Annotated in this window: 22 protein-coding genes; 18 read left to right on the top strand and 4 right to left on the bottom strand. The window is 44.0% G+C overall.

Annotation, left to right across the window (positions count from 1 at the left end; genetic code table 11):
• Window positions 1-62: 62 nt before the first annotated feature.
• On the bottom strand, window positions 63-488 hold the full coding sequence (locus ACUTVW_RS08955) for a hypothetical protein (protein ID WP_445645448.1): 426 nt from the start codon (window positions 486-488) through the stop codon (window positions 63-65).
• A 226-nt stretch (window positions 489-714) separates the two neighbouring features.
• On the opposite strand from ACUTVW_RS08955, the gene ACUTVW_RS08950 reads away from it, so the two are divergent.
• The 10 genes from ACUTVW_RS08950 to ACUTVW_RS08905 all read left to right on the top strand — a co-directional run bounded on the left by ACUTVW_RS08950 (window position 715) and on the right by ACUTVW_RS08905 (window position 12,507).
• Window positions 715-1,023: a hypothetical protein gene (locus ACUTVW_RS08950; RefSeq protein ID WP_445645447.1), complete on the top strand. Its 309-nt coding sequence runs from the start codon at window positions 715-717 to the stop codon at window positions 1,021-1,023.
• A 212-nt stretch (window positions 1,024-1,235) separates the two neighbouring features.
• The gene (locus tag ACUTVW_RS08945) at window positions 1,236-1,808 is read left to right on the top strand and encodes an esterase/lipase family protein (RefSeq protein ID WP_445645499.1); all 573 of its coding nucleotides are present in this window, start codon (window positions 1,236-1,238) and stop codon (window positions 1,806-1,808) included.
• A gap of 197 nt (window positions 1,809-2,005) precedes the next feature.
• Entirely contained in the window at window positions 2,006-2,746 is a 741-nt protein-coding gene (locus ACUTVW_RS08940; RefSeq protein ID WP_445645446.1) for a LytR/AlgR family response regulator transcription factor, read from the top strand.
• Between the two features lies 1 nt (window position 2,747).
• Entirely contained in the window at window positions 2,748-4,046 is a 1,299-nt protein-coding gene (locus tag ACUTVW_RS08935) for a GHKL domain-containing protein (RefSeq protein WP_445645445.1), read from the top strand.
• 111 nt (window positions 4,047-4,157) lie between these two features.
• Window positions 4,158-6,209 carry a serine hydrolase domain-containing protein gene (locus ACUTVW_RS08930; protein ID WP_445645444.1) on the top strand — a complete coding sequence of 684 codons (2,052 nt, stop codon included), beginning with the start codon at window positions 4,158-4,160 and terminating at the stop codon, window positions 6,207-6,209.
• 154 nt (window positions 6,210-6,363) lie between these two features.
• Window positions 6,364-7,767: an outer membrane protein assembly factor BamB family protein gene (locus ACUTVW_RS08925; RefSeq protein WP_445645443.1), complete on the top strand. Its 1,404-nt coding sequence runs from the start codon at window positions 6,364-6,366 to the stop codon at window positions 7,765-7,767.
• Window positions 7,768-7,921: 154 nt separating this feature from the next.
• On the top strand, window positions 7,922-8,911 hold the full coding sequence (locus tag ACUTVW_RS08920) for an SDR family NAD(P)-dependent oxidoreductase (protein WP_445645442.1): 990 nt from the start codon (window positions 7,922-7,924) through the stop codon (window positions 8,909-8,911).
• 304 nt (window positions 8,912-9,215) lie between these two features.
• Window positions 9,216-10,109, top strand: a complete 894-nt coding sequence (gene murB, locus ACUTVW_RS08915) for a UDP-N-acetylmuramate dehydrogenase (RefSeq protein ID WP_445645441.1) — start codon at window positions 9,216-9,218, stop codon at window positions 10,107-10,109.
• A 423-nt stretch (window positions 10,110-10,532) separates the two neighbouring features.
• Window positions 10,533-11,863, top strand: a protein-coding gene (locus ACUTVW_RS08910) for an IS3 family transposase (RefSeq protein WP_445645440.1) whose coding sequence is annotated in 2 segments (ribosomal slippage) — window positions 10,533-10,917 and window positions 10,917-11,863 — 1,332 coding nt in all. Because the reading frame shifts where the segments join, the coding sequence is not laid out codon by codon here.
• 53 nt (window positions 11,864-11,916) lie between these two features.
• On the top strand, window positions 11,917-12,507 hold the full coding sequence (locus tag ACUTVW_RS08905) for a hypothetical protein (protein ID WP_445645439.1): 591 nt from the start codon (window positions 11,917-11,919) through the stop codon (window positions 12,505-12,507).
• 22 nt (window positions 12,508-12,529) lie between these two features.
• Here the strand turns inward: ACUTVW_RS08905 and ACUTVW_RS08900 are convergent, their stop codons facing one another.
• Window positions 12,530-13,300: a DUF817 domain-containing protein gene (locus tag ACUTVW_RS08900; protein ID WP_445645438.1), complete on the bottom strand. Its 771-nt coding sequence runs from the start codon at window positions 13,298-13,300 to the stop codon at window positions 12,530-12,532.
• 233 nt (window positions 13,301-13,533) lie between these two features.
• Between ACUTVW_RS08900 and ACUTVW_RS08895 the strand changes: the two genes are divergently transcribed.
• The 7 genes from ACUTVW_RS08895 (at window position 13,534) to ACUTVW_RS08865 (ending at window position 19,013) form a co-directional block, all read left to right on the top strand.
• Window positions 13,534-13,878, top strand: coding sequence for a YojF family protein (locus tag ACUTVW_RS08895; RefSeq protein ID WP_434751244.1), 345 nt, complete (start codon window positions 13,534-13,536; stop codon window positions 13,876-13,878).
• A 20-nt stretch (window positions 13,879-13,898) separates the two neighbouring features.
• Window positions 13,899-14,576 carry a bacillithiol biosynthesis deacetylase BshB2 gene (gene bshB2 / locus ACUTVW_RS08890; RefSeq protein ID WP_445645437.1) on the top strand — a complete coding sequence of 226 codons (678 nt, stop codon included), beginning with the start codon at window positions 13,899-13,901 and terminating at the stop codon, window positions 14,574-14,576.
• 305 nt (window positions 14,577-14,881) lie between these two features.
• Window positions 14,882-16,264, top strand: a complete 1,383-nt coding sequence (locus ACUTVW_RS08885) for a right-handed parallel beta-helix repeat-containing protein (protein ID WP_445645436.1) — start codon at window positions 14,882-14,884, stop codon at window positions 16,262-16,264.
• A complete protein-coding gene (locus ACUTVW_RS08880) occupies window positions 16,261-16,857 on the top strand; it encodes a nitrous oxide reductase accessory protein NosL (protein ID WP_445645435.1) in 597 nt (198 codons plus the stop codon). Before ACUTVW_RS08885 ends, ACUTVW_RS08880 begins: the two co-directional genes overlap by 4 nt.
• Window positions 16,858-16,881: 24 nt before the next feature.
• Window positions 16,882-17,703, top strand: a complete 822-nt coding sequence (locus ACUTVW_RS08875; protein ID WP_445645434.1) for an ABC transporter permease — start codon at window positions 16,882-16,884, stop codon at window positions 17,701-17,703.
• Window positions 17,696-18,409 carry a heme ABC exporter ATP-binding protein CcmA gene (gene ccmA / locus ACUTVW_RS08870; protein ID WP_445645433.1) on the top strand — a complete coding sequence of 238 codons (714 nt, stop codon included), beginning with the start codon at window positions 17,696-17,698 and terminating at the stop codon, window positions 18,407-18,409. The genes ACUTVW_RS08875 and ccmA overlap by 8 nt, the downstream gene beginning before the upstream one ends.
• A gap of 13 nt (window positions 18,410-18,422) precedes the next feature.
• A complete protein-coding gene (locus ACUTVW_RS08865) occupies window positions 18,423-19,013 on the top strand; it encodes a redoxin domain-containing protein (protein ID WP_445645432.1) in 591 nt (196 codons plus the stop codon).
• Between the two features lie 114 nt (window positions 19,014-19,127).
• Here the strand turns inward: ACUTVW_RS08865 and ACUTVW_RS08860 are convergent, their stop codons facing one another.
• Window positions 19,128-19,559 carry a hypothetical protein gene (locus tag ACUTVW_RS08860; protein WP_445645431.1) on the bottom strand — a complete coding sequence of 144 codons (432 nt, stop codon included), beginning with the start codon at window positions 19,557-19,559 and terminating at the stop codon, window positions 19,128-19,130.
• A 291-nt stretch (window positions 19,560-19,850) separates the two neighbouring features.
• Between ACUTVW_RS08860 and ACUTVW_RS08855 the strand changes: the two genes are divergently transcribed.
• Complete coding sequence (locus tag ACUTVW_RS08855; protein ID WP_445645430.1) at window positions 19,851-21,365, top strand: FAD-dependent oxidoreductase; 1,515 nt, start codon at window positions 19,851-19,853, stop codon at window positions 21,363-21,365.
• Between the two features lie 220 nt (window positions 21,366-21,585).
• On the opposite strand, the gene metE is transcribed toward ACUTVW_RS08855, so the two are convergent.
• Window positions 21,586-23,883 carry a 5-methyltetrahydropteroyltriglutamate--homocysteine S-methyltransferase gene (metE, locus tag ACUTVW_RS08850; protein ID WP_445645429.1) on the bottom strand — a complete coding sequence of 766 codons (2,298 nt, stop codon included), beginning with the start codon at window positions 23,881-23,883 and terminating at the stop codon, window positions 21,586-21,588.
• Window positions 23,884-23,955 lie beyond the last annotated feature (72 nt).

The following is a 23,955-nucleotide window of genomic DNA, read 5'->3' as shown; positions in this document are numbered from 1 at the left end:
TTCCGCACTGCGGTTCTACAGGTAGGAGTGACAGGCAGTACATACTAAGCTTAATCTAAAACTTAATCCGAAACGATAAACCCGTCGAAACTTTCAGGGCCAACCCGGACGGTGCCAAGCAGATTAGTGCTGATAAATGCAGTATAGGTGATTTGCGGGGTTAATGGCGGGTTATAGTCATTCGCAGAAAACATGATCACCTCCGGTGCAAGTACCCCGCTTAGACCGTATGTGTAATTGGCGGAATAAATGATCGGATCGGTTGCAACTGTGCCTCGTACAATCGTGATTCGGACTTGAAACAGAGCGAGTGGAAGCTGTACGGTAATCGTTCCTTTCAGAGAAACTCTTGGATTGGAACCAGCCCCAGCAGTTAGTAAGCCGATCTGTGCAAACAATGTAGGTGTATTAATGACCGGAATAGGAATGGCGATAGAATTAAACGTAGCTGCATTCAACGATACCCTGGCATCAAGTAATTGGGTCAAGTGATATCCCTCCTTCGCGTTCAGATAGAATACTATATTCAATGTGGTCACGTTCGCATGGACGAGCGCTCAGGACTAGCTAAATTAGGATATTCAGATTTAGTTTTCATATAAACCATTTTGAATACATGCTTTGACACAGGCAGATCGAAATGAGAAAATACGTTGTTGTGAAATGAAGTAGAGAACGAATGAACAAATAAAATGATGTTGGGGGCATAACAAAATGAATCAGCGCTTTAAAATAACGAGATCCATGCAGGAGAACGGTTCGGAACAACGTATTTCGCTCGAGGAGTGCAAAGCGTATTTTGCTACCAAGCCGGAGTTTACCTACTCTACGGTGCTTAATATCGTCGGGGCGGAGAGTACGATGACCATTGAAGGAGATTTTTTTATGTGGCAGCATGAAGGACAGCAGTATCCATTCCGAATGTATATGGGGGAATTGTACGTTGCCATTTCGAATGAAGCGATTGTTCCGGTCATGATGGAAGCTGCGTCGCAACTGCATGCAGATATCGTGGAGGGATAATTGACTCGTGCTCCGAGGCGTACGAAGAGGCAAGCTGAAAGTGGAGAACACCTGTATTTCGACAAAATAATAAGCAGTAAACATCATGCTCTAATGGTAAAATGAGACTAAAATACCATGTTATTTACAATTTTAAATTGTAAAATGTGGATATCTCATTTTACAGGAGGATGATCTGATTGAGAAGGTTAAGACCACTGCTAATTGTTTTGATGAGTGCGATTTTTGCTTTTGCTTTACCCGGAATTGGGCAGAGTACGACCGCTTCTGCTGCCACTGCGCGGACACCTATTGTCTTTGTTCATGGATTGACAGGGTCGGACAGTAATTTTGCCTTAATCGAAAGGTATTTGCGCGGTGAAGGATGGTCGAATAATGAACTATTTGCCATTGATCTCCCAAGCAAAGCAGGGAATCAACTGTTGAACTCTGCGGCCATCAGTCGATTTGTTGATGATGTACTTCGCCAAACGGGACATTCAAAGGTGCATATCGTTGCCCATAGTATGGGAGGAGCTAACAGCCTGTACTATATACTGAACCGTGGAGGCACGGATAAAGTGGATAAACTGATTACGCTGGGCGGGGCGAATCGGTTGACAACGAGCAGAGCACCAAGCGGCATTAAGGTTACCTCCATTTATTCAACCATTGATACCATCGTTTCGCCTGCTTTATCCAGGCTGGACGGTGCGAACAATATTTCTGTCAATCTGGTAACTCATATCGGATTGCTCTATAACTCAAGGGTTAATGCCCTGATCAAAGCCGCACTTATTGAATAGCAGTGTATATAAACGTTCATACCACGACTGACCTTTCTGGGTCAGTCGTTTTTTGAAACCCGAAAAAATTCATGTGTTGCTTGCATTTCAGGGTGCTTTAGATGCATCTCAACCCATTTCTACACCGCTGAGCATGATAAAATAGTATATTAAAACCAAGAGTGAAAGTGCTTGCGTTATAGGAAAGGCGGGAAGGCATGTATCATATAGCTATATGTGATGATGACGGGCAACAGCGGGAACTTGTGCGGCATATGGTGGCTGCGTTTTCGCTCAAAACTCATATTGAGTTTCATATCACAATGTTCAGTTCGGGAGAACAACTTTTAGCTCATTATGCGGATCATAAAGCGACGTTTCACCTGCTTATTCTGGATGTAGAGATGGGTGGGTTGAATGGTATACAGACGGCAAATGAAATTAGAAAATTAAAGATCATGGATGTGCAGATTATGTTCCTAACCAGTTATCCCGAGTATATGGTTCAGAGCTTCGATGTCATGACGTTTCAATATTTGATTAAGCCGATTGAGGCAAGTGTTCTGGAAGAGAAATTGATCAAACTTCATCAGTACTTTCTAGCCATGGATAAAAAGTATGTTGTCATTAAATCGGATTACGATGATTTGATGTTGAAATATGAAGATATTCTATGGATTGAGGTCATCAAAAGCCTCACGGTCAAAAACAAGCTTAAGGTCATAACTAGTGATAATGCTTATGAAACGAAAGGTATTTTATCGGCTTATGCTGCCACGCTGAAAGAGCACGGTTTTATGCAGATTCACCGATCCGTCCTTATTAATCTGATGCATGTACACAAGTTCACGGGTGCACAGGTCACGATGCTGGATGGAACTTCGTTGCCCATAGGTCGTTCCAAAATTAAAGAAGTCAAGGACACCTACACCAAATATATGATCATGAGGGTGCAGTAAGATGAATACCATGCATCTGGTGCCGGTTATTTTGTTGACCCTGCTCATGACCTTTCAAGCGAATTATTATTTTGATTCTGTGCTGGGGAAATCCAGACGTAAACCTCGCAGAACGATGTATTTTATAGTGTTTATCCTGCTCAATTTCTTATATTTGGCTATCCGATTACCTTCTGTTCTATCAACTGTTCTTGCCTTGATCTATATCTTCACTCTGGCACAATCCTATCGGGTAGAATTAAAACTGAAAATTATGTTTACGGTTATGTATGCAGCACTGTTAACCACGGTGAATATCATTTCAGTTTATATTTTTAGCGTGATTGACGGCATCGACTACCTGAAAGAGGCTGTCTATGGCCCGGAAGCGATATGGTTGTTTTCCAAAGTTCTTCTGCTAGGATGCAGCGTTATGTTTGTAGTGATCCCTATTGTTCATCTTATTGCCAAACGCAGGAGCTTCAGGGTGCACCATCGGTCTTATCTTTTATTTTTAATCGTAACTGCGATTACGGTGTACCAGATTAATGTCATTTCCATATACAGCGAAAAAAATATTTTTTATATTATTTCGGTGCTCGGCTCGCTTTTTCTCAATGTATTTATCGTATATGTATTTGATAATATCGTGGAGAAAGCGCAGCTTGCGCATGAGAATGAACAATTGCAGCGGCAGATGGATTATCAGGACGCCAATTATGAGAAGACCGTACACAGTTTCAAAAGCATTAAAAGTATTATCCACGATATCAATCAGCAGTTTCTATATATTGAAGAATGTGTGAAACGTAATGAATTGGCAGCAGCGACAGAGCACATGCATGTAACCTTGAACACCATTGAGCATGCTTACCAACGTGTAAATAGCGGTAATCTGGTCATTGATGCGTTGGTTACCAATACGTTGACGGTTGGACAGGCCAACGGAATTCGGATCGATACGCGCATTCACTTGCACTCCCAGCATGTAGGCATTGAACGGTACGACTTGTGTGTGGTGCTTGGAAATGTTCTGGATAACGCTGTTGAAGCATCCAAAAAAGTACGAATCGCCGAAGATCGCTATATGTTAGTATCTATCCATTCTACGGCGTCAGCTCTGGTGATTCAGGTGATGAATCATGCGATACAACCGTCAGCGGGCCTGAAGAGTGACAAATCGGATTCAGAATTTCACGGTTTTGGCCTGACCAATATATCGAGAATATGCAGCAAATATGGAGGACATATGACGATTGAACAAGGGCAGGGATCGTTTAACAACATCGTTGTTCTCCCATACAACATAAACAACGTCTGAATTGTCATTCAGGGGTTGTTTTTTTCCATTCAGGGTTCTTTTCCGCAGGCGACGCCTTTACCGGATATGATGAATGCATTCATGTATATCTATCTGAAGGAGGAAGTCTGAATGAAAAGGATAATTACGGTTTTATGTGCGTTCATGCTTGTCATCATGCCTGTATCCGGAGTCCAAGCCGAGGTGACACAAAAGCAGACAACCCAAGCGAAAGCTAAACAAATCGCTAACATGCTGGTTCAACAATACGGTGTCACAAGTCTGCAATATGCCATTATGGACAAAGGAAAAGTTATTATATCGGACGGTGCAGGATTCCATGACAAAGCGAGCCAGAAAGCAGTAGATAAAGACACGATGTATGGTATAGGCTCCGTAAGCAAAATGGTAGTGACATCAGCGGTCATGATGCTGGTGGATTCGGGTAAGGTAGACCTTGACAAGCCACTTACTACGTATATTACCGACTTCAAAATGGCTGATCCCCGCTATAAAGAAATCACGCCACGTATGTTAATGAATCATTCATCCGGGTTATATGGTTCGCATTATGGAAATAGTATGCTGTTTAATGATAACGACACACGTAATCAGGATGAACTGCTGATCAAACTCCAGTCCGAACGTCTTAAGTCTAAGCCTGGTGAATACTCCGTTTATTGTAATGATGGATTTCAATTGCTGGAGATTTTGGTGGAACGCATGAGTGGACAAAGTTACAGCAAATATGTGGAACAGTCTATCAGCAAGCCGCTGCAGCTGAATTCAACGAAGACGCCACTGGATTCATTTAATAGAGACAGGTTGGCTGAGACCTATTGGCCAACATTTAAAGCTAAGATGCCTGTTGAAAATGCAAACATCATCGGCACCGGCGGTATTTATTCGACGGCTGAGGAGTTGACACAATTCGCTGAGGTACTGATGGGCAACCGCCCGGATCTACTGTCAGAATCTTCAGTCAAAGCGATGCAAAGTGCGGAGTATCGCAAAGGCATATGGGTGTCTGATGAAATCAATTCGTTCAACTACGGACTCGGCTGGGATGCCGTTGAGCTTGCTCCGTTCAGTGAGTACGGTATCAAGGCACTGACCAAGGGTGGGGATACGATGATGTATCACGCTTCCTTAATTACCATCCCGGAGCACGACATCTCCATGGCTGTGTTATCTTCAGGCGGATCTTCTATTTTTGACCAGATGTTTGCCTCTAAAGTGTTGCTGGAAGTACTGAAGGAACAGGGTGTCATTGACAACATCAAACCGGATCGTATTTTCTTTGCGCCAGTCCAGACCGAGATGCCTGCTGAGCTGAAAAATTACTCCGGATTGTATGGAACCGTTGGTGCTACTACGGAAATCGATATTCAGAATGGAGCATTTACATTACCAGCTATGCTGGGCGGACTGATTGTTGAACAAAAGTACGTGTATACAGGTGACGGATATTTTACCAGCATGGACGGAAGTGTGAACGTGAGCTTTGTGAAGGAACGCAACGCCAAGACCTATGTGAAAGTTCGGGGATATCTTAGCTTACCAGGGCTGGGACAGATGGGCATGAGCACGTATGATTATCAAAAGCTGGAGCCTAACAAACTGGACGCAGTTACCCAAAAGAAGTGGGCTGCACGGAACGGCTTGAACTATTTTGCGCTGGACGAAAAAATTACATCGATCTTCTACCTGGTTCCATCACAGCTGATTAAAAACTTTATGGTCAACGCAGAGCAGGGCTATGTGAATGGGACTCAAATTAAGGATGTAAATCATTCCGTTAATGTTGCGGAGATCCCTGTCATGAACGGCCGGGATGCATTCGACTTAGAATTAATGATGAAAAATGATGCTGAAATCCTCACGCAGAACGGACAACAATACATCTCGGAAAAGGCTATACGGCCGATTTTTAGTGGGAAATCAGGAATTGCAACTATTCCAGCGAACGGTCAAGCACGATGGTATGCTATTGGCGGGAAGTCTGCTGAAAAGACGATAACGGTGGATTCTCCTGAGCATGGCGGTTATGCAGTTTATAATGATCAAGGTCAGGTGCTGCATTTCTCCATCGCGACGGGTGAACAGACAACCAAGCTTCCGAAGAAAGGTTTTATCGTATTTGGCGGTAATGCCGGTGACGTTTTTCAGATTCGTCTGAAATAAAGAAAAACAGTTTGCATACAACGTTCATCCGCAAAGGGCTGCCATATGGCGGCTTTTTGCCGTATTACACAGAGAAAAATGGAAACATTTTGCTTGCCCGCTGCGTTATATATGTGACGGCTTACATATATTTTTGTTAGGAGGCAAAGTGACCATGTTATTTAAAATGAACCATCGCACTTTTTTAACTCGCAAGACTCGTAAACTGCAGCCTGTTATCGCTGGACTGACCGCCGGAGTACTCATGCTGCAATGCGCTGTCGTGGTTTTACCATCACAAGCATATGCCGAGCAAGCAGATATCTCTGCGCGTAATTGGTATGCCGGACAAAACATGCAACTACCTGAATTGAAACCTTCCTGGACAGCAAAGGTCGATAATTATCTGAATATGAGCGAACAGTTTATGGGGAGTAACGCGGTCGCAAAAGATGGGAAAATATATACGTTCCGAGATTCAAAGCTAATCGCGCTGGATGCAAAGACAGGCAAGGTTTTATGGACTTATGGCAGTAAATTAAAGCCAACGATCGCTTACCTTGATGGTGTTCTCTACGGACTTAGCGGTAGTCACAAGCCCTATGCTTTGAATGCCAAAACGGGCAAAGTGACGTGGCAATCCAGTATAACGATTTCTAGCGATACTGATCCATATACCCAAGCAGTAGTCCCAACCAAAAATACGTTATACGTCATATACGGAAGTCAAACCTATGCATTAAATATCGAGTCAGGCAAGCTTCGGTGGAAAGCCAATGAAGCGGCAGGAGAAGGAAATGGAACAGAGTATCTGATAGAATCCGGAGACGTTGTACTTCGAAGTTTTATGGTGCAAGGTGCACTGACATCTATTCAGCTTAATGCTTATGATCAAAAGACGGGCAAGAAACTGTGGGATAAATTTGGTCAGGGAGAAGCCATTCAGATCAAAAATGGACTTGTTTATTCGGTTGATTATCATTCACCCCTTCTGGAGGATTACGAGTCTTCGCCTGTTCGTACATGGACAATCAACGTCTATAACCTGAAGTCGGGAGCGTTAAAAGGAAGCCAGCAGTACAGCTGGGAGCTGCCGGGACAAGCACCATATGCAAATGGCCGTGGAGTAATTACGGCCTTCGAAGGCAAGCTGTATATGGAACAGGACGGAAAAATCGCAGAGTATGCGCTTGATCAATATAAGTCTGGCGCTGCTCCTTTGCGCACGTTTTTGAAACCCTATGGTGATAATATGGAAATGCTTGGTGTTGCACAACAACGCTTGATATTGAGAAACCCGGCGAATGGAGAACTTGCTGGAGTAAAGCTTGCAAATGGACAAAATGTATCATGGAACGGCGATGCCCCTGTTTCTCAGATTGATGTATATGGAAAAGGGATGTACCGGGCGCAACGCAATGGCACACTGCTCGCGATAAATATGGTCACAGGCCAACCTGTTTTTCGTGTAAAAGCCGGTGGGGATATGTATAATCAAACGTTGAAAACTGGAGATATGATCATCATCCAGTCGGAGGGGAAAATAACTGGAGTCAAACTGCCAGCATCATTGAAATAAAGATTAGTGTACTACTATTATAGTTATTTGAAAGAATGTTTTAACGAGCATGATTTGACTTCGAGTTCACTCTAAGGTGTAGACTGATTATAGAAGTCCCAATAGGGATAAATACTATAAGTAGTTACAGTCAGAGTATAAGGAGCTGAGCCTGATGAATATAAATAAAGATACAAGAACAGTGCAGCAGAACATCAATTCAGGTTTTGACAAGAGCAGCACAGCGGATGAGGTCTTACATGGCCTGGATCTGTCAGGGCGCCTTGCTGTCGTGACAGGTGGATATTCCGGTCTGGGACTGGAGACAACACGCGCACTAGTCGGAGCGGGAGCACGCGTTGTTGTGACTGCACGCAGACCTGATGCTGCACGTGAAGCTTTGGCAGATCTTGAGAACGTCGAAGTGCACGAGCTTGATCTGGCTGACCTGTCCAGTGTTGCTGCATTCGCAGAACGTTTTCTGGCAAGTGAACGCAGCATCGATATGTTAATCCTGAACGCAGGTATTATGGCCTGCCCGGAGACACGGATTGGGTCAGGGTGGGAAGCGCAGTTTGCCACGAACCATCTGGGACACTTTGCGTTAACGACTCAATTATGGCCTGCTTTGGTTCGTGAAGGAGGCGCTCGGGTTGTTTCGCTTTCCTCTGCAGGGCATCATTTCTCGCCGATTCGCTGGCATGATATTCATTTTGAACAGGGATACGAAAAGTTTCCGGCATACGGTCAGTCCAAAACGGCAATCAGCTTATTCACGGTCGAACTTGATAGAATTGGCAAGCAGCATGGAGTTCGTGCTTTTGCTGTGCACCCGGGCGGGATTATGACTCCGTTACAACGTTATATGCCCAAAGATGAGATGATTGCACTCGGCTGGATTGATGAGTCCGGCAATGTGGCTAATCCGGGGTTCAAATCTCCGGAGCAGGGTGCAGCAACCCAAGTATGGGCTGCAACTGCTCCTCAGCTTGAAGGCATGGGAGGTGTTTACTGTGAAGATTGTAATATCAGTGAGATGGCTCCTGAAGACGGCGGTTTTTACGGCGTGAAGCCATATGCGATTGATGCAGAGCAGGCGGAGCGTTTATGGGCGTTATCTGCTGAATTGACGAAGACGGATATTCCCGTTGACGGACGGCTATGAACTGGACTTCTATTCAAGAGCTAGAGGAATTCAAGAATATATGGTAGAATGTTCAAGCGCTGCGGGTCATAAATCCGCAGCGCTATTGCTTTTTTTATGCAAAACGATCTGAAAAATTGTTGTTCATTTATAATTTAACGTATACTTGAGTATCTATTCAGCAAACAGGCGAATATCATTATAGTATACGGTTGAATTTCATCGGTCCGTACAGGGAATTATGAGGATAGATTGTCATCGGAGTGCGTTTCGATTTACAATGTAGGAATCATGTTCTTTTTGAAGAACGCAGGGAGAGAAAATCATGAATATTTTTGAGAATCACATACCTAACGAAAAAGTGAAATTTAATGAACCGCTAAAAAACCATACGTTTATCCAAATTGGGGGCAAGGCAGATATCCTCGTGCATCCAACTACGGTGGAGGAGATCACCAAAGTTGTGGAGATTGCCAACAGCCACCAGCTGCCTCTGACCGTCATTGGCAAAGGATCTAACGTTATTATTAAAGACGGAGGCATTCGCGGCGTCACGATTTCACTCAGTCGCTTCGACCAGATCGAAGTCCATGGGACACGCATGTTGGCGCAAAGTGGTTCCGATATTATTGACGTATCCAGAGCTGCTCTGGAACATAGCCTGACCGGTATGGAGTTCGCTTGTGGCATTCCTGGCAGTACAGGAGGCGCTCTGTACATGAATGCAGGTGCTTACGGTGGTCAGATTGCAGATGTAATTGAAAAGGCGACGGTAATTACCCGTGAAGGCAAGGTTGTTGTGATCCCGCGTGAAGAGATGAAGCTGAGCTACCGCAACAGTCTCTTTAAGATGGATCATTATATTATTCTGGACGCCGAGTTCACGCTTAGCGAAGGGGATAAAGAAGAAATCTCCAGCAAGATGAAAGAACTAACGTTCCTGAGAGAATCGAAGCAGCCTCTGGAATACCCTTCATGCGGAAGTGTGTTCAAACGTCCGGAAGGACATTTTGCCGGTAAACTGATTCAGGATTGTCAATTGCAAGGCACTCGGATGGGTGGGGCTGAAATCTCGACCAAACATGCAGGATTTATTGTGAATGTGGATCACGCTACCGCCAAGGATTACGAGGATCTGATTCAGTTTATTCAGAAAAAGGTATGGGATAAGTTCCAAGTGGAATTGGAGACAGAAGTAATATTCCTTGGAGAATATTAATTCAGGATACGACATGTGAAGAATGGAGCACTAGGGCATGCGTAAGCCATGGCTAGACTATGCGCCGTTAATAAGATGAAGCCGCCAATTGGCGGCTTTTTTGTCTTTTATTATAGAAATGAAAGAAGTATTATGAAAATCATGGTAATTTTTGATGGGTTTGTGTGTTATATTATTAATTTATCTATTTTTTAAGAAGGAGGCTTGAACATGAGTAAAGGAAAAGGAAAGACTCTCAAGATTATAGTTGCAACGATAGCATTCTTAGCACTCTCTCTGATATCGGTATACACCTATATGTATATAAAAGAAAAGCCAGGCGGTCTGTAAAATGTACCCTATAAGATGGACACTTTGAAAAAAGCCCATCTTATAGGGTATTTTGTTTATAATAATAAAAAAAGATGTTGGAGCGGAAATATTATGACGAAAAGATTACTGTCTAAGAAAGAACAAGAACAACTTAGACAAAATTTAAATATAGTTGCTGTTAGTGAAAAGGCGATCACATATACCGATGCATTTAAGCGTCATTTTATTGCAGAAAATGAACATGGTAAAATGCCACGGGAGATTTTTGAAGAAGCCGGTTTAGATGTTGATTTAATTGGTTTAGAGCGTATCCGTTCTTGCGGAAAACGTTGGCGTGCCTCGTATCGTGAAGCAGGCGTAGAGGGCTTACAAGATACACGTAAAACCAATTCAGGTCGGCCATTGGAGCGTGAATGGACGCTGGAGGAAAAGATTGAACGATTAGAAGCAAAGAACCTACTGTTACGAGCGGAAAACGAACTGTTAAAAAAGCTCGATCTACTAGAAAGGCAGATGTTGAAAAAGAAATAAACATTGCAACAGAACTGAAATTTCAATTCATTCACCACACGATTAAAACGTACAATTTGAAGCGGTTGGTTGGTTATTTATGCAACGTCATGGAAGTATCACGTTCAGGCTATTACAATTACTTTAGTGAAAAATCAACTCAAAAGCGTGTAGCTAAAGCCAAAGCCGATGAAGTTGTAAAGAGAGTGATCTTGAAGGCTTATCGGTTTCGCGGATGGAAAAAAGGAGCACGTCAAGTTAAAATGACATTGGAAAATCAATACAAGGTGACGTACAACTTGAAACGTATTCGCCGAATTATGAAGAAATTCGAAATCATTTGTCCCATTCGAAAAGCTAATCCAGCACGTAGAATGGCAAAAGCAACGAAAGAGCATCGGACATGTACAAACCAATTACAGCGTAATTTCAAGTCAGGAGAAGCGGGTAAGGTGTTATTAACGGATATCACTTATTTGACGTACAAAGGCAATAAACGTGCGTATTTATCAACCATTAAAGATGCACAGACGAATGAAATTTTAGCGTATGAGGTCTCCTCTTCGTTGAGTATAGAAATTGCACTCAGTACACTCCGTCAACTGAAGAAGCACCGTCATCTCACAAAAGATGCCTTAATCCATTCCGATCAAGGCTTTCATTATACGAACCCGCAATTCCAATTGATGGTGAAGAACATGGGGTTAAGTCAATCGATGTCGCGTCGAGGGAACTGTTGGGATAATGCCCCTCAGGAATCATTCTTTGGGCATTTTAAGGATGAAACGAATACAAAAGAATGCGAAACTCTTGAAGAAGTGAAACGAGAAATTAAAAGTTATATGACGTATTACAATCACTATCGAGGGCAATGGGATTTAAAAAAACTGCCGCCTGTAAAATACAGACAGCAGCTTCAACAAGTTGCCTAGTTTTTTTTCAAAATGTCCTTTACAAAGGGTACACTTTACTGGCGGATCGGACCTTGTCCAAAGCTATGGGGCTGAACGAAACCATGTCGATTCCGATCGGCAGTACGCCTGAGGATGCAGTTCAACAATTCAGGGAGTCAACCCCTAATGTCCGTTTAGTTCATCAGGAACCTGTGGAAGACAGGATGATCTTGTTTACGCAGAGAACGAACAGCGAAGCATCAAGTAATTTGCAGCTGGAGTACGTACGAAAAAATAGTTTTGGCTGGAAGTGGGTATGGGGCGGAGGTTATGGAATCGGAGATATAGATCCGTCTGAGTATGCATTGTATTATATGAACTTACCGGAGCTTGAAGGGATAGACACTCCTTTTCCAATGGTGTTTGGTACAATCGGGCATCCGGGTATCCAGCGTGTAACTGCTGAAATAGAACAGAACGGCTCCAAGTCCATTACTGAAGCCAAGTTGATCAAAACAGATATGGAAGAGTATGTCTGGTTTGTGAAGTTACCTTCACCGGAGGGTACAGCCTATATCATTAAAGTATATGATGAAGAGGGAAAAGAAGTTGGCAGCAAGCAAAATAAAATGGTAAACGATAGCGGATCACTGAAGCTGGGGAAAAGGTCAGCTTCGATGTGATCCGCACATGGTCTTCTTGAAGTTATTTTGCTGTGCGATTAGCTTTCACGTGTTTGAGCTGTGCAACGATGATTACACTGATAATGACCAGTAGGAACCATGAACTGATCTTGCTGAAGCTCACCAGTTGCCAACTCTCATGTTGATCCGGATATTTCCAGCCATTGAAGAAGGTAGCGATATTTTCAGCCAGCCAGATAAAAAAACCTACGATAATGAAAGCAAGAGACAACGGCATGCGGTAGGTTGTCAGACGTACCCGGTAGATGATCCACGTTTTCCAGAAGACTATAAATACAAGTGCCGTCAACCACCAGCGGAAATCCGGGAGAAAGTGATGGGTGAAAAAATTAAGATAGATGGCTCCGCCCAGCAACATGGATGGAACCACACCCGGCCAGCCGGTCATATCCATACGCAGTCTTCGCCAGATTTGACACATGAAGCTGGCTACGCTGGCGTACATGAATCCGCTGTACAGCGGAACGCCAAATATTTTGCTATACGCAGGTTCCGGATAAGACCATGATCCCATATGTACTTTGTAAATCTCCAGCAGGAGACCGATCAAGTGGAATACACATATGACCTTGATTTCGTCCAATGTCTCTAGTCCGGTGCGAAACATCAAATATTGAACAGCAAGCAGAATAAGCAGGATTGCATCATAGCGTTGGATATAAGGAAATGGAATGACCGTTGAAAGAGCCAGCGTACCAAAAATAGCTACGGGAAAAATGCAGCTCATGGCTTGATGATATCCAAAATGTAATAACTGTATGATCGATTTCATGGGGAGCAGCTCCTTTTGATGCTTCTGATCTTGAATATATGTGAGAGATATAATGGTACATATACTAATCTAATCGATTTTGTACCATTTGAAAAATAAAAAATGCAGAAGAAAGTTCATGTTTTCGAGGACAAAGCCTTGTCATTTTATGCTTCTGAGCAGCTTTAAATGTATATTCCTTGTTGCATATGATAAAATGGAGTTCACACTTAACATGAAACAGGGAGGCCGTCATGCAACTGATACAACCACAAGATATTCAGCTTCGGCTAGACCGCCTTGTTAATCAGGATGTATATATGCATCTTGAAATGACAACGGGCGCTTACGCTCAACATTACGATAGTTCACGGCATCCGGCTTCGGCCTTTATTACCAATGCAGCTATTCGATATACACAGGGCTCGATCTCGGGTGAGGGACCTTATCGTGTCGGCTTGAAGACGACAGATGGCTGGGTTTATGCCGAAGGACTTACACATATTGATGAGCAGGAACAAGAAAGACTGATTATGGCCGGCCATGACAGCCAAGGCAAACTGGTTGTCGCATTGCAGCTGAGCCGGGAGAAGTTCTAATGGGAGCGGAGGAACAACATATGACAAAGAATGCACATGATGAGCACCAACGCATCCTGGTGGTTTATCCCCATCCAGACGACGAAGCATTCTCCGTATCGGGCACGTTAGCCAAATACATTGATTCTGGAGCACACGTTACATATGCTTGTCTGACGCTGGGTGAGATGGGACGTAACATGGGTATTCCGCCGTTTGCGAACCGCGTAACCCTGCCAGCCATCCGCAAAGATGAGCTTATTGAAGCAGCTAGTGCGATTGGTATTCAAGATTTAAGGATGCTTGGTTTTCACGATAAAATGGTAGAGTTCGAAGACCCTCAATTGCTGGATGGCAGCATTATGGCTCTGCTTGAGGAGATCAAACCTTCACTGATCTTTACTTTTTATCCCGGATTCAGTGTACACCCCGATCATGATGCGACAGGAGCCGCAGTGATCCGAGTGGTTAGCCGTTTACCACTGGAGCAACGTCCAGTCGTTCACTGTGTAGCTTTCTCTAATAATCACGAGCAGCATATTGGTAAGCCAGATGTAACCGTAGATGTCTCCCAATTTTTGGAGCAAAAGCTGGCCTCGATTCGTGCCCACCGCTCGCAGTTTCAAGCAGCAGAGTTGCTTGGTAATCGCAAGCTGAACGATGAAGAACTTCAAGCACGTTTTGGGCGTGAACGCTTCTGGACCTATCCATTTGCATAAACTTAACATGTTTAAAGTCGCCAATTTGGCGGCTTTTTTTCATTCAATCACAATTTGGACACAAAAGGAAGCAGACTATAGCCTAATGGGGCTATATGGGAAATTTATCATTTTCGATACACTGTGTGAAGGACTGGGATAACGCTTTACTGTAACACTATAGACTAGGAATGGAGGAAAGTGGTGATGAAATGCATGAAAAATGCAGAGGAACTGGGGGCTTACACATTCTGAACGTGAATGATCGATGGAAGAACAAAAATAAGCTCAAAAAGAAAAATACAATTAAAAATATGAATACTAATATGAACACGAATAAAGGATTCAGGCTCAGTAAACTAACACTGGTTGCTCTCCTCGTGATCGGATTTGGACTGCTTCCCGCAATTCAAAGAGATGTGGCTGCAACTGGACTAAATGAAGAAAAGCAATTGGTTCCACTTCAGCCGATCATAGATCAAGCGGATGCTGGAGAAGAAATCCATCTGGAGGCCGGTCGATACTCTGGCCCCGTTGTCATTACTAAGCCGCTCACTCTAATTGGGGATACAGCGGTTACAGTACACAATGAACAAGAACAAGCAGCTATATCCATTCAAGCAAGCGATGTGAAGCTGGAAGGGTTCAGGGTTGAGCATAACGGTCGTCAGCCAGCTGCCGCCGTGCAAATTACGGGCAGCAATAGCGAAGTCGCTGAACTTACGATTCGCTCCAAAGGGGCTGGCTTGCTTCTGCGTGATGCAGCTTCTGCCGTAATACAAGACAATACGATTGAATGGGCAGGGACAAGCACGACCCCCAGCAGTCAAAAAGGCAATGGTATTGATCTCTACAATTCCGCTAACAGCCGGATCGAAGGCAATACGATTCACGGAATGCTCGATGGAATCTATCTGGAGAATAGCCGGTATGCAGTGGTGAACGATAACCGTTTCATTCGAACCAGATACGGTATTCATTGTATGTATATCGATGGGTCGTCTGTCACGAATAACACTGGAGAAGAAAACATGACAGGTGCCATGATTATGGGTGTAAAAAATACGGTTGTGTCAGGCAATATCTTTCGCAAACAGAGTACGAATGTTCATTCCCAAGGCATTTTACTCTATGACGTACATCGTTCCAAAGTTCAGAACAACACGATTGAAGGTAACCGTGTGGGCATGAATATAGCCGAATCTTCAGGTAATGAAATCCATGACAACGGCTTAATCCGTAATTTCGTTGGCATTCAGATAGTGCTTGCTGAGGGAAATCAATTTACGAAAAATCGATTTATTTCCAACGTTATTGATGCATCGGCAATGGACAGCAAGGATAATATTTTGAAGGAAAACTATTGGGATTCGTTTCAGGGACTGGATCTGAATCAGGATGGGATCAGCGAACTATCCCATGCGATCAATCCGTTCTATGAACAACTGGTGAGCCGGAATGCCGCATATCAACTGTTTTTTCAATCACCGGGTATGGTCTTTCTGAGTGAGTTGCATTCGGAAGGGAAAAACAAATGGACCACAGACGAATCACCACAGATGAGCATCGAGAACACAGAATTATCTGGAACACCCGGGACAGAGGGAACAAATGTGAAAACCCGCTCAAGTTTGGTTTGGATGATTGGTTTACTTTTGCTCGGCTTTTCTACAAGTACGATGATCTATATGGGGGTATGGAGAAAATGAATAAACGATGGATTATAATGATCATGTTGCTCTTAGGTACGGTAATGTTAACGGCATGTGGACAGAAGTATGCGGCTGTGCCGATCAACGAGGACGTGGATATCTGTGTGATCTGTAACATGCAGGTGAAAGATGACGCCTTTGCCACACAACTCACAACCAAGGACGGTAAAAATCTGAAATTTGATGATCTCGGTTGCATGAATCAATGGAAAAAGGAAAATGGAACAGACAATATTGGCATGGATTATGTACGTGATTACAACGACAAAGAATGGATTGAATTCAATAAAGCGACTTATGTTTATGATGCTTCGCTTAGAACACCTATGGCTTACGGGATTGTTAACTTCAAGGATAAAGCTTCTGCTGAAGCATTCGTAGCAGAACAAGGTGTGGGCAAGATCATGACTGCAAAAGATCTCGCCTCTCATGACTGGACTCAGAACATGGATAAAATGAATATGGACGGGCACGGACATGGTCACGATGAAGATGGGATGAAAAAAGACTCGGAGCATGATATGGGAGAAGAGATGAGTAAAGATATGCATCAAGAAGGGGAGTCGAAAGAAGGATCAGGCAGCCACTGATGCTGATAGGGGGTGGTGAAGCCAATGTCTGACATGATACAAATGGCCAAGAGAGAGTTGAAAACGGGGTTTCGCAATCCCTGGGCGTATTCGTTTTTAGTTCTTTTTTGTACATTTAGCTTAAGTTTATTGCTTCTCAATGCACAGAATCCGGTACAAGGATATTCGGGAACAACAGGTTCGATGCTGAATCTGATTCTTTATCTGTTACCGCTGATGACATTGTTCCTGGGTTCTTTCTCGTTGACCGCTGAAAAGGAGGACGGCAGTTGGCAACTGTTATCGACCTATCCCATTGGAACACTATCCTTCATTACAGGTAAATATGTTGGACTAGCAGCCGTATTACTGACGATTGTGACCTTTGGATATGGACTGATGGGAGTTGTCAGCGGCTTGCTTGGTAATCCGATCGATCTATTGACGTATCTTCTGTTCCTGGCCTTTTCCTGCGGACTTGTTCTGTTATTCCTGAGTGTTGCTTTGCTAATCGGCTCACTGTCTCGCAATCGCTGGCAAGCTTTAACGATTTCAGTATCGGTCTGGTTCTTTGCCGTTATAGGTTGGCCTACATTATTACTTGCGGTATTAGGGCTCATGCCGTACCTTTGGATCAAACCGCTTCTGGTCGTCTTAACTTTTCTGAATCCGGCTGAACTGGTACGGCTGTTTATTGTGATCAAGCTCGGTGGCGGTTCTATACTGGGGCCTGAGTATTATCAATGGGTGACGTGGGTGCAACAGCCAAGCGGCAGTGCCATATTTGCTGGAATGTGCTTGTTATGGGTGAGTTGCTCGATCCTTGTTGTTTACGTTATATGGGAAAGGGGGCGCTCTCGTGCATGAACCAGAAGTTATTGTGAACGGATTAGACAAACAAATCAAAAATCAAAAAATTGTAGATGATATCTCTTTTCGTCTAGGTTCTGGTCAGGTGCTTGCGGTATGTGGTGGAAACGGTGCAGGCAAAAGTACCTTGCTTCGTATGCTTGCAGGCATTCTACGGCCAACGTCAGGGGAGATCCTGGTGAATAACGTCCGCTGGTCACAGGATCGTAAACGGTATGCGAATCAGATCGGTTATATGCCGGATGACTATCAGTTCAGCCAGGGACTTACGGCAGAGGAGGCGTTGTTATTCTGGGCTTCTCTTCGTAAACTCCCTCGAGAGAGAGTGCGAGAAGTATTAGTGATGGTTGGACTTGACGAGCAAAAACATAAACGGGTGACTGCCTTCTCCAAAGGGATGCGGCAGCGTGTATTGTTCGCTCAGGCGATGCTCGCGAGGCCTGCGCTGCTGATCATGGACGAGCCTACCAATGGGTTAGATCCCTTCTGGATGCAGGAGTTCGTACATTTGCTGAGAGATATCCAACAGGAGGGGCATATGGTTGTGTTCTCCACCCATCAGCTAGAAGTGGCTGATGATATTGCAGACCAAGTGATGTTTATGAATCAGGGTCGTAACGTCGGTGAGGGCACCGCAGAAAATATTCGGAATCAGTATGGTTCACTTCATGCTGCTTTTCATCAGAGTCTGGGATTAAAATGAAGGTGATGTGATCATGCAAAACAAGCCGCAAAGCATGGGTACGAACAGTGCAGAACAGGATGGACAAAAGAAAGGGTCGAAAATAAGACGGATCGTTACGATGTTGATTGCGCTGGCAGCATTGGGTACAGGTGTGTGGGCTGTGCTGGGGAATATATCGAATTCTGATTCAAAAAGTACCAATCCCATTCAGGCGGGGGAAGAGGCTCCTGATTTTACAGCGGTTAATTCCAAAGGCGAGCAAGTCCAATTGTCCAATTATCGGGGCAAAGCCGTGATGATTAACTTCTGGGCATCCTGGTGTACGCCATGTGTAAGAGAAATGCCCTTGGTTCATGAACTTGCGCAGCAGAATCAAAATAGCGTGGAGACACTGTTTGTCAACGTGGGGGAGAGCAAGGGCACAATTAACGAGTTTATGAAAAGTCATCAGTTCGATTTTCCGGTGATCATTGACGCAACGGGCAAGGTATCCAAGCTGTACCGTATCACAGGCCTGCCAGCCACGATGGTTATTGACCAAGCGGGGCAGTTTAGACATATCTTGCTTGGTGAACTGACGGAGGATATTCCCTTACAGCAATGGCTGGAGGAGAGTATGTGAATGTTGACGATTAGTCAATTAGGCTTCACAAACCATCGCTTTCAGTAATAACACTTTAAGGGGAAAAATAAACTCACTCTAAAATCAGCCATTGATTTTAAAGTGAGTTGTTTGCTATTCCAACATGATTTTCTCGTTCACCATTTGATAGTAATACTCATCCATCTGTTCTGCCGTAACATCTTCTTCAAGATGATATATCCACCACGTAACAAGTAAACTTATGACCCCTGAATGATATTCGGCTAAAAGTTCTATGGGAGGTGAAAATGGTTTACCTCTTCTTTTAAGTTCCAGAAAATCTCTTCTGGATATATCTCCGATATAATTTCTGAAAAATTCAGTGAATCCCTTGTCATTCTTCTGATTTTGAACAATCGGCTCCAGTAAATTCTCCAACATGATTCTGGATAGGCTTTGTAAAGGCTGCCGTAGCCGATCTTCTATATTCATGTGTAAATAATCATGTAATACCCAAGTCAGGGTCGAGTGTAACAGCGCAAATTTATCCTCAAAATGTTTGTAAAAGGTAGTACGGTGAACCATGGCTTTGTCACATATTTCTTTAATCGTGATATTGCTGAATAATTTCCCTTGCTCGGATAACAGGTCTTTAAAGGCAGTAATTAACAGCTTTTGAGTTCGGGCAACTCTTAAATCAACCTTTTTCTCTATAATTTCATCTACACCTCTTCCATATCGTAGTTTAACTATACAGCAAGACTATATTGATTCTTACCAGAAGAGAGATTTTCATTATATATTGGTATTATAAGTAATATTTTTGATGTGCAACAAGCGTAGAATAAATAATTTGGAAGAAAGGATGAAGTCATAATGTCTGACATGAAAAAAGCAGTAGTCATTGGGGCTGGGATAGCGGGGTTGATTACAGCCAGAATGTTATCTGATTATTATGAAGACGTATATATTATCGAAAGAGATGAATTCCCTACGGAGCCATCGAACCGGCAGGGGGTACCGCAATCTTTTCATCCACACCGTGTACAGCCACGCGGCGCGCTGATTTTGGAACATTATTTTCCAGGATACAATGAAGAATTGATAGATTTGGGGGCGATTTCTTCACACGATGAGAGGATTGTCGTTAGCAATCGGTACGGTACATTGGTGAATAAGGAGGAGACCTCCTCATTTAAAATTGCATCGTGCAGCAGAGCCTTGCTGGAATGGGTGCTGCGCAAACGAATTCAGAATATTTCCCATATAAGCTTCATAACCAGTATGGAAGTTACCGGGCTAATGGTCTCTGAAGATCAGCGCTCCATTACAGGCATTTACACCAAAGAGAGAAGCGGGGAAAAGCGAGAAGAACAACTTCCAGCGGATATGGTTATTGATGCCTCAGGTCGTTCCTCCAAATTGATCAGATGGCTTAATCAGATTGGATTGTCTGTGCCAGAACCGGAAGTGCTGAAAGTATCTCTTGGTTACAGCACCCGCTATTACAAAATAAAATCCCCTATTCCAAATGAATTGGTGATGTCTGATTCAGATCCTGGGCAAGGTATTCGTGCAAGCATATTTATGCGCACCGAGGATGATATCGCTGGAATCATTCTTTTCAATGCTGGAGGAGAGGTGTATCCGTCCACTCAGCCGGAGGAGTTTCAAGAACAAATCAAACATCTGTTTGCTTCAGATAAAATTGTAAAGTTAATGGAGCAGCTAGAGCCATTGCATGGGCCTAGGGGGTACCGTATTTCCGAGTCCGTTCGCCAGCATTTTGAACTCATGGAAGATTGGCCTTCTGGATTACTCGTTCTTGGCGATGCATTTTGCAGCTTTGATCCCATTCATGGACAAGGTATCACCGTAGCTGCAATCGAAGCGGAAACGATAGGGAAATGTTTGGAAGCACAGCGGATGCATCCTGATCCTCCGTTTGAGCGGGAGGTACTGCATCGGATGCAGAAGGCCATCGAACCGGCTTGGTGGCTTAGTTCTGTGGCTGACATGCGTTGGAAGGGAGTGGAACATGGAGGGTCATTCGAACTGAAAGGAGTTAATTTTGCTCAGAAATATATCAACTTATTTACGAAGCAAGCGATGGAAAAAGCGGATCAGGAAAAAGATAACCATCTCTTCTTTATGCAATTCCTGATGAATGCGCTGATTCTTCCTCCAAGTGAATATTTTAATAGTGACGTACTGAACATGATTCTGAACGACAATGGTTCAGAAGAGGAAATGGAATTAAGGGCTGAGATTGGTGTACAAGATCCTGATTTGTTCCAGCAAAGATTGGATGAGATGCTTCCATCATTTGAACTGGAGTATGATGAGCAGATTAAAAAACTGCTGGAATCATTTCAGCCTGCGATGAGCTAGTAAAACAACCTGAAATCCCTGTGTTAGCGCTTGCCATTGTGATTGACGTTGTAACAACGCCGATTTTAAACGTGCGTAACTATAAAGAGCCGTAATCCTGCATGATACAGGATTGCGGCTCTTTAAGTGTTTTTGTTTAGTGTACTATAGCGACTCTACCAGGTTATTTTGTTTATTGTTTATTACAATGTCCGTATAAATCATCAGTTGTTCAACTTATCTAGTTCAGAACAGGAGTAGCATTATACTTCGCTCGGGCAATCCGTGTAGCATCTACCATGTTTTTCAGCGAAGCCACGGTTTCTTCCTGTCCACGGGTTTTCAGACCGCAGTCTGGATTGATCCAGAACAGCTTCGGATCAAGCACACGCAAAGCGCGGTCAATCATGTTGCTCATTTCTTCGACGCTTGGCACACGCGGGCTATGGATGTCATATACACCAAGTCCAATACCGAGCTCATACGTATTCTCTTCAAAGCTGTGAATCAGCTCACCATGACTGCGTGAAGTCTCAATGGAAATGACGTCCGCATCCATTGCTTCGATAGAATCAATCATATCGTGGAATTCGCAATAGCACATGTGAGTATGAATTTGGGTGGTTTCCTGTACGGTGCATGTCGTAATACGGAACGCTTTGACGGCCCAATCCAGATAATTGGCTTGTTTATGTTCCTTGAGTGGCAGGCCTTCACGGACGGCAGGTTCATCCACTTGAATCATGCCGATGCCTGCTTTTTCGAGTGCTTCAACTTCTTGTCTGAGTGCATAGGCCAATTGATAAGCGATGGTTTCCCGTTCAATATCATCCCGTACAAAGGACCAGTTCATGATGGTGATCGGGCCGGTCAACATACCTTTAACAGGGCGGTCTGTTTTCGACTGCGCGTACTTCGTTTCCTCAACCGTCATTTCACCTACAAATTCAACATCTCCGAAAATAACAGGTGGTTTCACGCAACGTGAGCCATAGGATTGCACCCATCCATATTGCGTAAAGGCAAATCCAGCCAGCTTCTCGCCGAAAAATTCAACCATATCGGTGCGTTCAAACTCACCGTGAACCAGCACGTCAATACCGATCTCTTCTTGAATGTTAATCCAGCGGTCAATCTGATCACGGATAAAGGAAGAGTATTTTTCATTGCTCAACTCGTTTTTGCGCCATTGTTGGCGAGCTTTTCTGACCTCCGTTGATTGCGGAAAGCTGCCAATCGTTGTTGTCGGGAACAAAGGCAATTGCCACTTTTCTTGCTGTGCTGCATGACGTTCTGCAAACGGACGTGAGCGGTTAGGCTCTTGTACACGGATGGAAGCAACGGCTTCCTGCACGGCTTTGCGGTTACGATCTCCGGAGCTTTGCAATGCCTGTAGTTTTTGCTCGGCGTCTTTAATTTTAGCGGTGATGTCCGCATCGGGGCTGCTGATTGCTTGGGTCAAAATAACGATCTCATCCAGTTTTTCATCCGCAAATGCAAGTGCATCTTTGAGTTCAGCAGCAAGTTTTGCTTCACGTGCTGTTGTCACAGGCACATGCAGCAAGCTGCAGGAGGACTGCACAATTAACCTTTCAGATGTAACGAGAGAAGTAAGGGTGCCCAGCAATGTCAGCTTGTCCTGAAGGGATGCTTTCCAGATGCCGCGTCCGTCAATGATACCTGCACCCAGCACTTTGTCTGCCGGAAAACCGCTCGTTTGAATGGATTGCAGGTTACCTTCAAGACCATGCACGAAGTCAAGACCGATGCCTTGAACTGGCAAGCTGATGATTTCGTTGTAGTTTTCGACGGATTCAAAGTACGTTTGCAGTAATATATTCAAACCCGGAACAGCTGATGCAAAAGCGGTATAGATTTTGTTCAAGCGCTGCAGATCCGCGTCATTCAATTTGGTTACGAGAACCGGCTCATCAATCTGTACCCACTGTACGCCAGCATCTGCAAGTTCTTGCAGCACCTGAGTGTAGAGAGGAAGTAGCTGATCAAGCCAAGCGTCTGTTTCGGATGCATCATAACCTTTAGAAAGCTTGAGGAAGGTTAGCGGTCCAACGATAACCGGTTTGCCTTCAATGCCCAGTTTCTCTTTGGCTTCAAGGTATGCGAGTAGTGGTTTATTCTCGGTCAATGCCGGCGAAGCATCATTCAGTTCAGGTACAATATAGTGATAGTTCGTATTGAACCATTTGGTCATCTCACTGGCTGCGGCATCTTTCGTTCCTCGGGCGATGCCGTAATAGACGGAGAGAGGCACAGCGCCTCCGGTATAAGCGAAGCGTTTTGGCACAATACCAAACATTACGGCTGTATCCAGAATATGATCATAATAGCTGAAGTCGTTCACTGGAATCAGATCAATGCCTTTGGCTTGTTGCTTGCGCAAATGATCGAGCCGAATCTCCTGCAACCTTGCGTGCAGCTCATTCTCTTCCAACTTTCCTGACCAGAATGCCTCAAGTGCTTTTTTCCATTCCCGATCGGCTCCGATTCGTGGATATCCCAATACGCTGCTTTTTGTCATTTGAACTAACCCCTCTGCAATGTGTTAACAAAAATTTATCACAAATACACGGCTATAACGTAATTCTCTTAT

Source organism: Paenibacillus sp. TSA_86.1, from assembly GCF_052691815.1.
This window is presented reverse-complemented; position numbering and strand designations above follow the sequence as displayed.